At 52.9% G+C, this 15758-nt stretch carries 10 protein-coding genes and 1 other annotated feature; of the genes, 6 read left to right on the forward strand and 4 right to left on the reverse strand.

The window, feature by feature from the left end; translation table 11 throughout:
* Positions 1 to 23 precede the first annotated feature (23 nt).
* Positions 24 to 380, forward strand: a complete 357-nt coding sequence (locus ACR9FF_RS07825; RefSeq protein WP_201003976.1) for a nucleotide excision repair endonuclease — start codon at positions 24 to 26, stop codon at positions 378 to 380.
* Positions 381 to 564: 184 nt separating this feature from the next.
* Positions 565 to 2184, forward strand: a complete 1620-nt coding sequence (locus ACR9FF_RS07830) for a glycoside hydrolase family 9 protein (protein ID WP_435170158.1) — start codon at positions 565 to 567, stop codon at positions 2182 to 2184.
* Between the two features lie 1325 nt (positions 2185 to 3509).
* On the opposite strand, the gene ACR9FF_RS07835 is transcribed toward ACR9FF_RS07830, so the two are convergent.
* The 4 genes from ACR9FF_RS07835 to ACR9FF_RS07850 form a co-directional block, all read right to left on the reverse strand.
* Positions 3510 to 4382 (reverse strand): GNAT family N-acetyltransferase, encoded by an 873-nt coding sequence (locus tag ACR9FF_RS07835; RefSeq protein ID WP_435170160.1) that lies wholly within the window; start codon positions 4380 to 4382, stop codon positions 3510 to 3512.
* Between the two features lie 14 nt (positions 4383 to 4396).
* Positions 4397 to 6091, reverse strand: coding sequence for a M3 family oligoendopeptidase (locus ACR9FF_RS07840; RefSeq protein WP_435170162.1), 1695 nt, complete (start codon positions 6089 to 6091; stop codon positions 4397 to 4399).
* A gap of 190 nt (positions 6092 to 6281) precedes the next feature.
* The gene (locus ACR9FF_RS07845) at positions 6282 to 7463 is read right to left on the reverse strand and encodes a M20 family metallopeptidase (protein ID WP_127496803.1); all 1182 of its coding nucleotides are present in this window, start codon (positions 7461 to 7463) and stop codon (positions 6282 to 6284) included.
* Between the two features lie 101 nt (positions 7464 to 7564).
* Positions 7565 to 8392, reverse strand: coding sequence for an AraC family transcriptional regulator (locus ACR9FF_RS07850; RefSeq protein ID WP_435170164.1), 828 nt, complete (start codon positions 8390 to 8392; stop codon positions 7565 to 7567).
* 126 nt (positions 8393 to 8518) lie between these two features.
* Here ACR9FF_RS07850 and ACR9FF_RS07855 point away from each other — a divergent pair, with 126 nt between their 5' ends.
* The 4 genes from ACR9FF_RS07855 to ACR9FF_RS07870 all read left to right on the forward strand — a co-directional run bounded on the left by ACR9FF_RS07855 (position 8519) and on the right by ACR9FF_RS07870 (position 15571).
* Positions 8519 to 10594: a beta-galactosidase gene (locus ACR9FF_RS07855; protein WP_435170166.1), complete on the forward strand. Its 2076-nt coding sequence runs from the start codon at positions 8519 to 8521 to the stop codon at positions 10592 to 10594.
* Positions 10595 to 10661: 67 nt separating this feature from the next.
* Positions 10662 to 10889: a binding site (T-box leader), on the forward strand.
* A gap of 60 nt (positions 10890 to 10949) precedes the next feature.
* Positions 10950 to 12209, forward strand: coding sequence for a tyrosine--tRNA ligase (gene tyrS, locus ACR9FF_RS07860; protein ID WP_116393777.1), 1260 nt, complete (start codon positions 10950 to 10952; stop codon positions 12207 to 12209).
* Positions 12210 to 12430: 221 nt separating this feature from the next.
* Positions 12431 to 12973 (forward strand): Gmad2 immunoglobulin-like domain-containing protein, encoded by a 543-nt coding sequence (locus tag ACR9FF_RS07865; RefSeq protein WP_435170169.1) that lies wholly within the window; start codon positions 12431 to 12433, stop codon positions 12971 to 12973.
* Positions 12974 to 13375: 402 nt separating this feature from the next.
* On the forward strand, positions 13376 to 15571 hold the full coding sequence (locus ACR9FF_RS07870) for a hypothetical protein (RefSeq protein ID WP_435170171.1): 2196 nt from the start codon (positions 13376 to 13378) through the stop codon (positions 15569 to 15571).
* Positions 15572 to 15758: the final 187 nt, after the last annotated feature.

Below are 15758 nucleotides of genomic sequence, written 5' to 3' on the forward strand. Positions count from 1 at the left end.
TAAGGAAAGAGAAGTGAATTTTTTTGATTACGATTACGATTCCGGAACCGGACGTTACGATTTACAAGCAGACGAACCCGCAGCTTAGCCATATTTACAACTTTACGGATTTCCATCTGATTACGCGCGAAAAGGGCGGCTTCTTTATTTTCTACAATTTTAAAGGAGACGTGCTGTTTGTGGGCAAAGCGAGAAAGCTGAGACCACGCATCAAGAAGCATTTCGAAGACAGCGTATCCCCAATGAAGAATCACCGCGACGAAGTGACCAAGATCGAGATTTACGTGAATGAAGATCCGGTGGAGCGAGAAATTTACGAGACTTACCTGATCAATGAATTCCGGGCTAAATACAATGTGGACAAGGTGTTGTTCCGTTAGGAAATAGAAGCGATTGCTTGCGAAGGCTGCTCAGCTATGAGGGCCTTTTTTTGTTGGGAGCATTGTTGGAATGGGGAGATGTGAAGATCCTGCAGAATGTTCTATAGTTTCGGTAGTTCCATTCGCGATAGGATGAGCTATACTGTAGCGGCAAATCGATTTCCTGAGAGAAGAGGGACTGCTAATGGAACAAGAGAAGCGGAATGGGATTGCAGTTAACCAGCTTGGCTTCCGGAGGATGGACCGGAAAACGGCTGTTATAGAAGGAGAAGGCGGGACGTTCAGGTTAATTAACAAGACAACCGGCGAATCGGTGCTGGAGGGAAAAACAGGGGCTGCAGCTGAGGATAGATCCAGCGGGAAAAAAGTTTGCCGCGTGGACTTTTCGGGCGTTCAGCAAGACGGGACCTATAGGCTGGAGACGGAGGAAGGGCAGGTCTCGGATTGGTTTACCATCGGCGATGAGGTATATGGGTCTGCTCATACGGCTATATTGAAAGCGTTTTATTATTTTCGCTGCGGGATCGAGCTGGAGGACACGTACGCGGGAGTATGGAAGCATGATGCCTGCCATTTGACGCCTGCGATTGTATACGGAGATGAAACGAGGCATGTGGATGCTTGGGGCGGATGGCATGATGCCGGCGACTATGGCAAATACGTGGGACCAGGTGCAAAAGCCGTTGCGGATTTGCTGCTTGCTTATGAGTGTTATCCGAATGCATTCGTGCAAGCGTTGCCTTTGCCTGAAACAGACGATGCGATGCCGGATGTGCTTCATGAATGCCGGTATGAGCTGGAATGGATGCAGCGCATGCAGGATGCGGAGTCCGGCGGCGTGTTCCATAAGCTGACGACGCTGCGGTTCCCTGCTGCGGATACGATGCCGGAGGATGATACGGACGAGCTGTACGTTTCTCCGGTATCGGCCACGGCAACGGGCTGCTTTGCCGCTATTATGGCGATGTCGGCGCGCGTGTACGCAGGCTTTGACGCAGCGTTTGCCGCCGGGTGCAAAGCTTCGTCCGAACGGGCATGGGATTGGCTCGAGCAGCATCCGGAGGTGCCGGGCTTCCGTAATCCGCTGGAAATCGTAACCGGAGAATACGGTGATAAGGTGGACACCGATGAGCGGTATTGGGCAGCGGCCGAGCTGTACCGCACAACGGGAGAAGAGCGGTATCACGAGGCTTTTCTTCAGTTGGCGGAGCGGGAATTCGATAAGTACGAGCTGGGCTGGGCCGATATGGGAGGCTATGGTACAATCTCGTATTTGTTATCGGAACGACGGGGGGACTTGGCTGTTGCGGAACGGCTTCGGGCCGGTCTGTTGGAACGAGCCGAGCGGCTGGCCGCAGTAAGCCGGAAGGACGGATACGGCGTATCTTTACAGCCGGAGCAGTACATATGGGGCAGCAATATGCTGGTGCTTAACCATGCGATGCTGCTGCTAATTGCGGATCGCGTGGCGGGGACGGCTTCGTATGCGGAGCTGGCGCTGGATCATATCCATTACTTATTCGGGATGAATGTGCTGGGCATCAGCTATGTAACGGGCTTCGGCAGCCGGCCGGTTAAACATCCGCATCATCGCCCATCCGAAGGCGACGGCGTGGACGATCCGGTTCCGGGGCTTGTATCAGGGGGGCCTAACCTTGGCATTCAGGATGACTATGCCCGCGAGCATCTGGCATGCAGAGCTCCTGCCGCTTCCTTCGCCGACGTGATGGAAAGCTACTCGACAAACGAAGTAACGATCTATTGGAATTCGCCTGCCGTGTTTGTTCTAAGTCATTTTGTGTAAGAGGGCCGATTGCTGAGCGTGGATAGGAATAAGACCCTCATGGGGTCTTATCGCATTTGCGGGTAGCTGAAAAGGGCCCGCGGAAGCGGGCTAAATGCGGAATAAGACCCTGAGAGGGTCTTATGGATAAGCTCAAGGAGCTAAATGGTGATGATAAGACCCTCATGGGGTCTTATCGCATTAGCGGGTAGCTGAAAAGAGCCCGCGGAAGTGGGCGAAATACGGAATAAGACCCTGAGAGGGTCTTATGGATGAGCTCAAGGAGCTAAATGGTAGTGATAAGACCCTCATAGGGTCTTATCACATTTGCGGGTAGCCGAAAAGGGCCCGCGGAAGCGGGCGAAATACGGAATAAGACCCTGAGAGGGTCTTATGGATGAGCTCAAGGAGCTAAATGGTGATGATAAGACCCTCATGGGGTCTTATCGCATTTGCGGGTAGCCGAAAAGGGCCCGCGGAAGCAGGCCAAACACGGAATAAGACCCTGAGAGGGTCTTATGGATGAGCTCAAGGAGCTAAATGGTGATGATAAGACCCTCATGGGGTCTTATCGCATTTGCGGGTAGTCGAAAAGGGCCCGCGGAAGCGGGCCAAACACGGAATAAGACCCTGAGAGGGTCTTATGGATGAGCTCGAGGAGCTAAATGGTAGTGATAAGACCCTCATGGGGTCTTATCGCATTTGCGGGTAGCTGAAAAGGGCCCGCGGAAGCGGGCTAAACACGGAATAAGACCCTGAGAGGGTCTTATGGATAAGCTCAAGGAGCTAAATGGTAATGATAAGACCCTCATGGGGTCTTATCGCATTTGCGGGTAGCTGAAAAGGGCCCGCGGAAGCGGGCTAAACACGGAATAAGACCCTGAGAGGGTCTTATGGATAAGCTCAAGGAGCTAAATGGTAATGATAAGACCCTCATGGGGTCTTATCGCATTTGCGGGTAGCTGAAAAGGGCCCGAGGAAGCGGGCGAAATACGGAATAAGACCCTGAGAGGGTCTTATGGATGAGCTCAAGGAGCTAAATGGTAGTGATAAGACCCTCATGGGGTCTTATCGACTGACCGCATTGTTAGTAGACGGCTATTGGCGATCTAATATTGAAAAAGACTCCGTCGGGGTCTTTTTTTGCGTAATCTAGAACTTACATCTGAAGGCAACGTTTCTCGTAATTAAAGTCCCTAAAGGGCCTTAATCACGAACGGACAATCCCGAATAGTAGGAAATGAAGGGGATCACGGGCTGTTAAGGTCCATAAGGGACTTTAACAGGGGGAATTCGGAGCTAATCGACATGATTTAGGTCCATTAGGGACTTTAACCATATCCCAGCTACTTCTCGCGCACCATCAACACCTGCTCCATCGTGGTCACAAGCCCCATCTCGGCGAGCAGCTCGACCAGCACCCCGTTGGATGCCCGGATATTAAACGCCGAGCGCCGGCAAGTCTCGCCGGGCTGCCATACCTCGTGCAAGGCGGCTGCCATTACCTCCTTGGCGTCGGTACGTCCCGGAGCAGCTTCAACCCGGTACAGGACAATGCCCGTTAAGTCGCCGTCCGGGTTAAACGTCCTCCTGTACAAGGCATAACCTGCCGCTTCTCCTGCATCAAAGACGGCAACGCTCTCGCCATCCTTCAGACTGGGCAGACCAGCCTGCCAGACTTCGCCCGGGGAGTAGAACGAAAGACGTGCGGCTTCCGCTGCCATGCCTATCGCAATCTGGTACGGATGCTCGTACGTGTCGTCCATATCCGGAATCGGCTGTTCCGTGGACTGGATCAGGAGACGGTCGGTCTGCCTATAACCAATCGATTCATACAGCCGAATGGCATTCGTATTTTGCGAGATCGCCTCGAGATACGCTTGGTCAACGCTTAATTCCTCATACAGCTGCAGATTCCTCATCATAAGAGCTTTGCCAATGCCTTTGCCCCGGAACGCCGGCTTGATGGCGGTTCCGCCGTTCCATGCCAGCGTTCGCCCGTCGTATTCACGGTAGCCGTTCAGGACTAATCCGGCTGCTTCGCCGTCGACGTAACAAGCAAGGGAATGCTCAAACGAGAGACCTTCAGAGGCAGTCCGGCCGATGAACCGATCAAGCGGAAGCGCAGCCGGAACCAAATAACCTTCGAAGGACTGGTTCCACAACGCAGTCACCTCGATAACCGGAAGCTCGCTGAGAGCTCGGAATGTCACATTCATTAGCAGCAGTCTCCTTACAGCGCTTTGTCGTCTATGCTTTCCAGCCAGCCGTCGATGCTGCCGATAACGGAAGTAACGCAGCCGTCTTCGAACGGCGAGATCAGGCCGGCCACCTTAACAAGCTCGGTGAAAGAGAGGCTGCCGCCTTGCTGGCAGAGCTTGAGATAATCGGCCCATGCCGCGGTCCGGTCCTCATGCATTCTTTTCCAGAACTGAAAGGCGCAAATTTGCGCGAGGGTGTAGTCGATATAGTAGAACGGACTGCCAAAAATATGCCCCTGACGCTGCCAGAAGGCACCATGCTCGAGATAGCTGTTCTCCTCATAATCGCGGTGAGGCAAGTATTTCTTCTCGATTTCGCGCCATGCAGCCTTCCGTTCAGCCGGGGTAGCATCCGGATTTTCGTAGACAAAATGCTGGAATTCGTCAACCGTTACGCCGTAAGGGAGGAACAGAAGGGCGCTCGCCAGATGCTGGAACCGGTATTTATCCACGTCCTCCTTGAAGAACAGGTCCATCCAAGGCCAAGTGAAAAATTCCATGCTCATCGAATGGATCTCGCAGGCCTCATAAGTAGGGAAGGCGTATTCCGGCACGGCAAAGCTTCTGCTCTCGTACACCTGGAACGCATGGCCGGCTTCGTGCGTCAGCACGTCGATATCTCCGGAGGTACCGTTAAAGTTGGAGAAAATAAACGGTGCGCCGTATTCGCTGATATAAGTGCAATAACCGCCGCCTTGCTTGCCTTTTTTCGCAACGAGATCCATCAGGCCGTTATCCAGCATAAACCGGAAAAACTCGTCCGTCTCCGGCGACAGCTCCGCGTACATCCTTGCTCCGTTCTCGACGATCCATTCCGGGCTGCCTTTCGGCTTCGCATTGCCGGTCAGGAAAGCGAGATTCTCGTCGTAGTAGTATAGATGGTCGACGCCGATGCGTTCGCGCTGGCGTTCCTTCAGCTTGCTGGCGACAGGCACGATATGCTCCAGCACCTGATTGCGGAAGTTCGCCACCATCTCCGCCGTATAATCGGTCCGGCTCATGCGGGCATAGCCAAGCTCAACGAAATTGGCGAAGCCCAGCTTTTTCGCGATGCGGGTGCGTACCTTGACAAGCTCGTCGTAAATCCGGTCAAATTCAGCCTCATTCTCGCGCATGAAACCGGAGGAAGCTTCCGAAGCCTGTTTGCGAACGGAGCGGTCGGTCGATTGCTGGAATGGCGATAACTGCGAAAGCGTCCGTTCTTCGCCGTCGAACATAATTTTGGCGGAAGCGATAAGCTTCGTATATTCGGTGGACAGCTTGTTCTCCTGCTGCAGATCCTCGATTACCTCCGGGCTGAAGGTTTTCAGCGAAAGTTCGGCCAATTGGAACAATTGACGGCCCCATTTGGCTTCAAGCTCCGTGCGGAACGCCGAGTTCACAAGCGCCCGGTAATAATCCGTTATGTATTCCTGAACGACAGGTCCGTTCTCATCGAAGAAATCCTGCTCGGCTTTATAAAATTCATCGTTTGTATCAATCGAATGACGGATGCTCGCAATTTGCTGCATCGTATCAAACTCGCTGCGCAGCTTGTTGAGGCCGGTCATCGCGGCGTCCTGCTCCTCGAAACGGCTTGCCGCGTTAAAAGCGGATAGAAGCTCCTTGAACTGCTTCTCGAAAGACGCTACTTCGGGACGTTCGTAACGATACTCATTAAATTTCACTTGGATACACCTGTCCTCTCTTGAACAATCGTTTTTGAAAAAAGGAAACGGATGGAAGAACCATCGCCTTGACATGTCTATTCGTTGGGATTAGCGGTTAATCCTGCTTCATCCGCAAGCAAAAAGGCTTCCTTCACCAATGCTCAGGAGAAGAGAAGCCTTTATTGAAAGTATGTTCAGAATGCAGCGTTTATTTTCGGGTTCTCAGCTCAAATTCCTCGCGAATCCGTGCGAGCACGGCCGGATCGGAAACCACGTCGTAAGCGGTCGCAGCCAGCGTCTTGGCGGCAAAAATCATCCGCTCGAGCGCGCGCTCCGTCATTGCCGCGTCACGGAATTCCACGGTGTGGAGGAGGAAACGCTCCTCGACGATTTTGACGTAAGGATGAATGGCAGGACAGCGGACGGATACATTGCCCAAATCCAGCGAGCCGTGATCCTTTCCGGTTTCAATCTCTTCCGGCTTCACGCCCAGCTCAAGCAGGTTGGCGGTAAAGCATTCGGACAAAGCCTCATTCGTAAGCAGCTCGTCATAGGAAAATTCATAATTGCTCATCTCCAGCCTGCAGCCGGTCTGCAGTGCGGCACCTTCGGCGCAGCGCCGAACCTTCTCGGCGAGCTCATTCGTGTAAGCGCGGGTAGCGGAACGGACATAAAATTGGGCGGAAGCGTAGTCGGGAATAACGTTAGGCGCTTTGCCGCCGTTATCGATAATGCCATGGATGCGGGCATCGCTCCGGGTCTGCTGGCGGAGAGCATTAATGCTGTTGAACAGCTGCAGCACCGCGTCAAGGGCATTAACGCCTTCGTAAGGGCTTGCCGCCGCATGGGCCGGCTTGCCGAAATATTCGAACCGGATCGCGTCAAGCGCAAGCGAATCGCCGGATTTCTCAAACGTATAATAAGGATGCGCCATCAGCGCGAAGTCGCAGTCGTCGAACAGCCCGGCTTCGGACATCGGCACCTTGGCGCCTTTGGTTTCTTCGGCAGGCGTGCCGTAGACGCGAATGGTTCCGCCGAATTGATCCATAACGGCCTTTAAGCCAACGGCTGCCGCAATCCCCATCGTGCAGATGAGATGATGGCCGCAGGCATGTCCGATTTCCGGAAGTGCGTCGTATTCGCATAAAAAAGCAACGGTTGGACCCGGCTTGCCGGTTGCATAGGTTCCGATAAACGCGGTAGGAATGCCAAGCGTTCCCTTTTCAACCGAGAAGCCTTGTCTCTCCAGCTCCTCGATCAGAATGGCTGCGGATTTGAATTCCTGGTGGCCAAGCTCCGGATTGGCGCCAATCGTACGCGAGATTTGTTTGAAGATTTTCGCATGGGATTCAATGGTGTCGATTACTAGTTGTTTATTGCTGCTTGTCATGGACATGAACAAGCCTCCTTCTATCAAACTTCTTCCCCACCATTATAACCGATCCGCATGATTGCCTGCAGGTGTAGGCCAATGAACAAGCTCGGGCATGCTTAATGGATGCCGTGCATTTTCTTGAATTGCTCCGGACTCATGCCCTCCATTCTCTTGAAGACGGTGCTGAAGTAGCTGGCGCTGTCGAAGCCAACCTTCGACGCAATCTCTTGCATTTTAAACTCCCGGCCGAGAAACATCAGCTCTTTGCTGCGGTTAATCCGTTCCCGGTTCACGTATTCCATCGGACGCATGCCCATCAGCTGCTTGAACAAGCGGCACAAATATTGCGGAGTAACGCCTATGCGCGAGGACAAATCCTGTATCGTCAACACGCTGTCGATATGCTCCTCGATATAGCGGATGACCGGATTAAGCCGCATGTAATATTGCTCTGCGGATTGGGTACTGACCTGTACGACCTTCATCAAATCGAGCAGGAAAAGATACAACAGCTTCGAGCATTCAAGGCCGAGAAAAGGAAGTCCCGACTCCGCCATGGCGGAGATGCCGCGCAGGTGGGCAACGATCATTTCGCTGTCGGTAACGGAGTACAGACCGGGTTCTTTAATGCCCGCTTGGCCAAGCAAGTCCTTCGCAAGGCTGCCGCCAAAGCTGATGAAATAAACATCCCAAGGGTCCCGAACCGCGTAATAACGGTGGGGAACGCCGGGGAATAAACAGAAGCCCTGGCCGGCCTTTACGGCAAACTTCTCGTCACCGATCCAAAGCTCGCCTTCGCCGCCCGTGGACTGAAGCCATTGATAATGCGGAAAGCCCTGCTGCCGGTCAATCGTCTCCTGGTTATTCCAGTGCCCGATAATGTCCACGTAGACGGGAAGCTTGCGGTCGGAATCGGCCAGAATCGGAAATACCAATTTATCCATAATGGAGCCACTTCCAGTTTCATATATTTAAAGTGATGTGAATATAATGTGATTTTATTGGATCTGAAAGCGTATTACAATATTAATATCGTAATAGACATAATACTTGTATGGAGGTTAACACCCATGACCTTGAAGTTCCCGCCAATCAGTCCGAAATTCCCGCAAATGCTCCATGGAGCGGATTATAACCCTGACCAATGGCTTGATTATCCTCATGTTCTGGAAGAAGATATCCGCCTGATGAAGCTGTCGAGCAGCAACGTGATGTCTGTCGGCATTTTCTCGTGGGCAGCTTATGAGCCTGAAGAAGGCGTATATACGTTTGAATGGATGGACCAGCTGCTTGACCGCTTCGCGGCGAACGGCATTTATGCCCTGCTTGCCACGCCGAGCGGAGCAAGACCGGCTTGGATGTCGGAGAAATATCCGGAGGTTCTCCGCGTAGAGGAGAACGGAATCCGCAATATGCATGGCGCGCGCCATAACCATTGCTTCTCCTCGCCGGTATACCGCGCGAAGGTGAAGGAGATGAACGGCAAGCTGGCGGAACGTTATTCGCAGCATCCGGCCGTTATCGGCTGGCATATTTCCAACGAATACAGCGGCGAATGCCACTGCAACTACTGCAGAGAAGCTTTCCAGAACTGGCTGGAGAAGCGCTACGGCACGATTGAAGCGTTAAACCACGCATGGTGGACAACCTTCTGGGCTCACAAATATACAAGCTTCAGCCAGATCGATACGCCAACCTACCGCGGGGAAAAAGCGGTACACGGCATGAACGTGGACTGGAGAAGATTCGTCACCGATCAAACGGTAGATTTCTGCCGCAACGAAATGGAGCCGCTTCGCGAGATCAATCCGGAGCTGCCGATTACAACCAACTTCATGCTCGATTTTGAGCCGCTGAACTACTGGAAATTCACCGAGCTTCTCGACGTGATCTCGTGGGATGCCTATCCAACCTGGCATGACGCGAAGGATCAAAGCGAGCTTGCGGCGTGGATCGGCTTCAACCATGACGTATTCCGTTCGCTCAAAGGCGGCAAGCCGTTTATGCTGATGGAAAGCACGCCAAGCATGACGAACTGGCAGCCGATCAGCAAGCTGAAGAAGCCGGGCATGCATCTGCTGGCTTCCCTGCAGGCGGTTGCCCACGGCTCGGATACGGTTCAATATTTCCAATGGCGCAAAAGCCGCGGCTCCAGCGAGAAGCTGCACGGGGCCGTCGTAGACCATGTTGGCCATGAGAATACCCGCGTCTTCAAGGATGTTACGGATGTCGGCCAGGCGCTCGAGAAGCTGCAAGAGGTAGTTGGCACTTCGGTTAAGCCTGAGGTCGCGCTTATCAATGACTGGGAGAACCGCTGGGCGGTGAAGGATTCGCAAGGCCCCCGCAACGGCGGCATCCATTATGAAGAAACGTTGAAGCGTCACTACCGTCCTCTGTGGGATATGGGCGTGCCTGTCGACATTATCGATTCCGAATGCGCCTTTGATTCTTACAAGCTGCTGATAGCGCCAATGCTGTACATGGTTCGTCCGGGCGTTGGCGAGCGAATTGAAGAGTTTGTGAAAAACGGCGGCACGTTTGTTGCGACTTACTGGTCGGGTATCGTTAACGAAAGCGATCTTTGCTTCCTGGAAGGCTTCCCTGGACCGCTCCGCAAAACGCTGGGCATCTGGTCCGAAGAGATTGACTCCCTGTATGACGGGGAGAAGAACAGCGTCGTGATGTCGGAAGGCAACAAGCTGGGTCTTGTTGGCTCCTATGATGCCATTGAACTCTGCGACCTGATTCATCTGGAAGGCGCCGAAGCGTTGGCCGTATACGGCGATGACTTCTACGCAGGCCGTCCGGCACTGACGGTGAACCAGCTTGGCGAAGGCAAAGCGTATTATGTCGCATCCCGCAATACCGAGCCGTTCTTCACCGATTTCTTCAAGAAGCTGGTCGAGCAGGAAGGGCTGAAGCGCGTCGTTGAGACGGAGCTTCCGCAAGGCGTTACGGCTCAATTGCGTTCCGACGGCGAGTTTGATTACGTATTCGTGCTCAATTTCAGCGAGTCGGCGCAGCATGTGAAGCTTGACGAGCAGGAGTACGAGGATGTTCTTGCCGGCGGCAAGGTAAGCAATGAGCTTGAGCTTCCGCTTAACGGAGTGCGGATTCTGAAAAGAAAAGCAAGCTTCCACTCCTAAGCCGGCAGCGAGCGATAACGATTGACATTTATTGCGCCATTCTCTATAATTTCTGTAACTTGATATCACATATGCGGCGAAAGAGCGCAGTAGCGGCTTAATCCCTGTTCTAGAAAGCCGGGGGGCGATGGAACCCGGCACACATTAAGCCCGCGAAATACACTCTGGAGCATCCCGGGTAATGCCGGGCGGTTACGGCGAACGATATCTCGCCTAGAGCGGTATGAAGGTTAGTCTTGCGCAAGGCGGCTTCATGCAATTTGGGTGGTACCACGGTAAACGAATCGTCCCTATGTCTATTTAGACATAGGGGCGTTTTTTTGTTTTTAACACGAATAAGAAGGAGAGCTAATCAATGAACATTATTGACGAACTGGAATGGCGCGACGCCATTAACCAACAAACCGACGCGGAGGGACTGCGCGAATTGACGAACGAAAAGGCTGTCTCGCTCTATTGCGGCGTTGATCCGACGGGAGACAGCATGCATATCGGCCACTTGATTCCGTTTATGGTGCTTAAGCGGTTCCAGCTGGCGGGCCACCGTCCGGTTATTCTGATCGGAGGAGCGACCGGTACGATTGGCGACCCAAGCGGCCGCACATCCGAGCGTTCCTTGCAGACGCTGGAACAGATCCAGGCGAACGTCGAAGCGCTTGGCGCGCAGCTTCGCAAGCTGTTCCTCACCGAAGGCGACAACAATATGCGCATGGTCAACAACTACGACTGGACGCATAAAATCAACGTCATCGAGTTCCTTCGCGACTACGGCAAAAACTTCAGCATCAATACAATGCTTGCGAAGGATGTCGTATCGAGCAGGCTTGAGAGCGGCATTTCGTTTACGGAGTTCTCGTACCAGATTTTGCAATCGCTCGACTTCCTGCATTTGTTCCGGGAAGAGGATGTACAGCTTCAAATCGGGGGCTCCGACCAATGGGGCAATATTACGAGCGGCCTTGACCTGATCCGCAAGAAAGAAGGCAGCGAGGCTAAGGCGTTCGGCCTTACGATTCCGCTCATGCTGAAGGCTGACGGAACGAAGTTCGGCAAGACGGCTGGCGGTGCGATCTGGCTGGATCCGGAGAAGACCACTCCGTACGAGTTCTACCAGTTCTGGGCTAACACGGACGACCGTGACGTCGTTAAATACTTGAAATACTTCACGTTCCTCTCGAAGGAAGAGATTGAAGGGTTGGCTGAGAAGGTCGCTACGGAGCCGCATAAACGCGAGGCTCAGAAGAAGCTTGCCGAAGAGATGACGCGCTTCGTTCATAGCGAAGAGCTGCTGCAGCAAGCGCTGCGCATTACGGCTGCGTTATTCAGCGGCGATATCAAATCGCTGAGCGCGGATGAAATCGAGCAGGGCTTCAAGGAAATGCCGACATTCGAGTCGACGAATGAAGCGAAGAACATCGTTGATTGGCTTGTTGATCTCGGTATCGAGCCTTCCAAGCGTCAAGCACGGGAGGATATTACGAACGGCGCCATTTCCATGAACGGCGAGCGCGTAACCGACCTTACGCTTGAGGTGTCCTCGGAACACGCGATTGGAGGACGGTTCATCATTATCCGTAAGGGCAAGAAGAAATACAGTCTGGTGAAGATGGCTTAAGGCTGTTGAAATAACAACCCCTGCTTTTATCCCGTTTGGGAGGAGGCAGGGGTATTTTTATTTTATTCGAACAGATTCGTCGCACAAATAGGCATGTCCAGCACGCTTGTCCACATAGAATGAATATAGCAGGTCAGGCGGATGAATTTTTGAGATGGGGTGTTGGCATGCTTCGAGGATATAAAGGTTTTTTTGTTGGCTTACTAATGGGAGGTCTGCTCATGACGGCTTTTCCGTCCGTGGCGGCTACGAATAAGACGTCGTATTCCTTGACGGAAGCGGCTTATCCAATCGAAGTTAACGGTTCGGTCTATACCGGGCAGGGATTGCCCGTCCTCGTTTACAAAGGCAACACTTACGTTCCGCTCCGGGCGATGGGGGATATGCTGGGCGCTTCCGTGGCTTGGAACGACAGGCAGGGCAAGGTCGTCATTTCCTCCGGAGCTGCAATCGCCCCATGCAATAACGCGTTCTGCGATGTGTTGGTCACCGGCTCGGGCGGTCATTATACCGTAACCGGGAAAGGCAGAGTATTCGAAGGGGTTATGCAATACGCGGTGGAGGACGGGCATGATTATTTGCTCGAAGGGCATCAGCTGCTGGATGAGGGGGCGCCTGCATGGTCTCCATTCTCGCTCAAGATCACGATTCCGCCAGAGCAGCTGCCGACGAACGGGACGCTCACGCTTGAGCTTTTCGAGAACAGCGCGAAGGATGGGTCGCAAATCAACGTGTTAAGCATTCCACTGGAAACGTTCCAGTAAAAAAACCTAACAAAACGGCAAGCAGAACGCATGATGCGTTAAGGCTTGCCGTTTTTTTGTTTTCCTCCACCGGAAATGGATTCTCCCGTAATATCTTTCAAGCGATCAGAAAAAAATTTGTTCTCTATTTTATAATATTTAATATAATAAATGAGTCGAAAGGATGCGGAATTTCGCGATTCGGTTCGAATTCTGGCGATTTTATCTAAAAATGGTGATATCTTAAGTCAGATTTCTTACTCATGATCTAATAATGAAATATTGATTATATCTAATATTTATATTAATATGTGGGCAAGAACTACTTCAAGTACTTTCCGATTTTCCGAATCCTCTTAATGGCTTTCGCAACCAAATGAAGAAGACAGGCCGAACGAACGGTTCGGCTGCAAAGGAGGCATCATGCGAGTGGGGAAACAGCATGAACGCGCCGAGTGGACGGGATTTCAAGAATCGCGTCCTTATGGGCCGAAGTATGATCTTAGAACGGATTTTGTCATGGTCTACGGGTTGTCGGATAAGCTGGAGGAACGAATCGAGGGCTGGAGGAAAGCCGGCTATACGATTCATCTCATGACCGGCGTCTCATGGGGCGAGTACCAGGATTATTTGTACGAGAAATTCGACGGAAGAAATCACTGGGACGAAGCTCAGATGGACCGGTTCGGCAACTATATTCAGCATGGGAAAGACGTGCCTTATATGGACCCGACGATCGCTTTCTCCGAATATTTGGCGACTTATATCAAGAAGGCGATTGACTGCGGCGTCGAAGCGATCCATCTGGAGGAACCGGAGTACTGGGCGGCATCGGGTTATTCCGAGGCGTTCAAGCGCGAGTGGCTGACCTATTACGGGGAGTCGTGGACGGCTCCTCACTTATCGCCGGACGCGCAATACCGGGCTTCGAAGCTGAAGGCGTACCTGTATTACCGCGCGCTTGATCGGCTCTGCGCGCAGATGAAGGAATACGCGCTCGTTACGTATAACCGCCAGGTTCGGTTCTATGTTCCTACTCATAGCTTGATTAACTACACGCAATGGCGCATTATCAGTCCGGAGGCGCTGCTTGTGTCGATGCCGTCCTGCGACGGATTTATCGCGCAGATCTGGACGGGTACGGCAAGAACGGCAAATGTATACCAGGGCATCCGGCGGGAGCGTACCTTCGAGACGGCATACCTGGAATACGGCGTCATGCAGGAGCTGACCCGCGGTACGGGAAGGGACATGTGGTTCCTTCACGATCCGATCGAGGATAATCCTCGCTATACCTGGAGCGATTACCGCTATAACTACCGCGCGACGGTTGTCGCTTCCCTGCTTCATCCCGGCGTATCGAAGTTTGAGGTCTGCCCTTGGCCATGGCGGGTATTCACGCGCGGCTATCCGACGGAGGACGGCACAGGCAAGGAAGGAATACCGGCTAGTTATAAGACCGTTCTGCTTACGGTGATGAACGTGCTTCGGGATCTTCATCATCATGAGGAAGAGCAGACTGATGTCTATACAAGCGGCATCGGATTGCTTTTGTCCAATTCGGCTATGTACCAGCGCGGCGATGTTCTGCCGGAAGAGCCTGAAATCTCTACAGGCAAAAAAGAAGGCGGCGTGACAACGTCGGATATGCTGTCGCCTGAACAACGGGAGCTGCTGGATTTCTCCGCGTTTTACGGACTGGCGCTGCCGCTTGTGAAGCATGGCGTTCCGCTGCGTCCGGTGCAGCTGGATAACGCGCTTACCTTCCCGGGATATCTCGATGACTACAAAGTGCTGCTGCTCAGCTATGAGTTCATGAAGCCTGAGAACGCCGGCTTGCACCAAGCTATTGCGGGATGGGTCAGAGACGGCGGCGTGCTTATCTATGTCGGCGACGGATCGGACGCTTTCCACGATGTGCGCGAATGGTGGAACCGGGAAGGAAGCCGCCGCTCTTACGAGCGTCCGGACCAGCATCTGTTCGAAACGCTCGGGTTAGCAGCCAATCAGGAGGATGGCGAGTATGCCTACGGGGACGGATTCATTCTTGTGCGACGCGTACATCCGGCTGCTCTATCGCGTACAAGCGAAGGAGCGGATTCCGTCCGCGATTGCGTGAAGCTGGCGCTGAAGCTTAGAGGCGAAGCGGATGCTTACCGGGAAAGCGGAATTCTCCGCATTAAGCGTGGTCCTTATGTCATTGCGCAAGCCCTGGATGAGAGCAGCGTTACCGACGGCAGTACACTCGAAGGAAGGTTTATCGACCTGTTCGAGGACGAACTTCCGATTGTCCGTAACGTTGCGCTGAAGCCGGGCGACAATTGCTTGTTATATGATTTGGAAGCTGCGGGGACAGCCGGCGACGGCCATGCGGCTAAGGTTCTGGTCGGCTCTTCGCGTATCGAGGATGTGACGACGGATGCGAAGACGATTTCGTTCCGCTCGGAGAGCCCGTCGGATATGACGGTCAGCATTCGTTTGCTTGCCGCCTCTGCTCCGAATGTGGTAACGGCGGATGGACTTAAGGCGGATTATGCCTATGATGAAGCTTCGGGAACTTTGCTTATCCGTCACCCGGGTAAGCCGGAAGGCGTATTGGTGGAAGCGGCCTGGAGCTAACGAGGGAAGTTTAAAGAATAACGGCGCAGAGATGCGCCGTTATTTTTATTTTTGGCCATATGCGGCTTGCTTCAACAATAAACCGGTATTTTCCGATAACTTTTTACGCTGCGAAAACATTTCTATGAAATGGAATTGATGCTTAAGCCCTATAGTAGGGCTAAAGGAGTCCATAGAGAGAAAGGTG

This window comes from Paenibacillus glycanilyticus, from assembly GCF_051200795.1.
Lineage (GTDB): Bacteria > Bacillota > Bacilli > Paenibacillales > Paenibacillaceae > Pristimantibacillus > Pristimantibacillus glycanilyticus.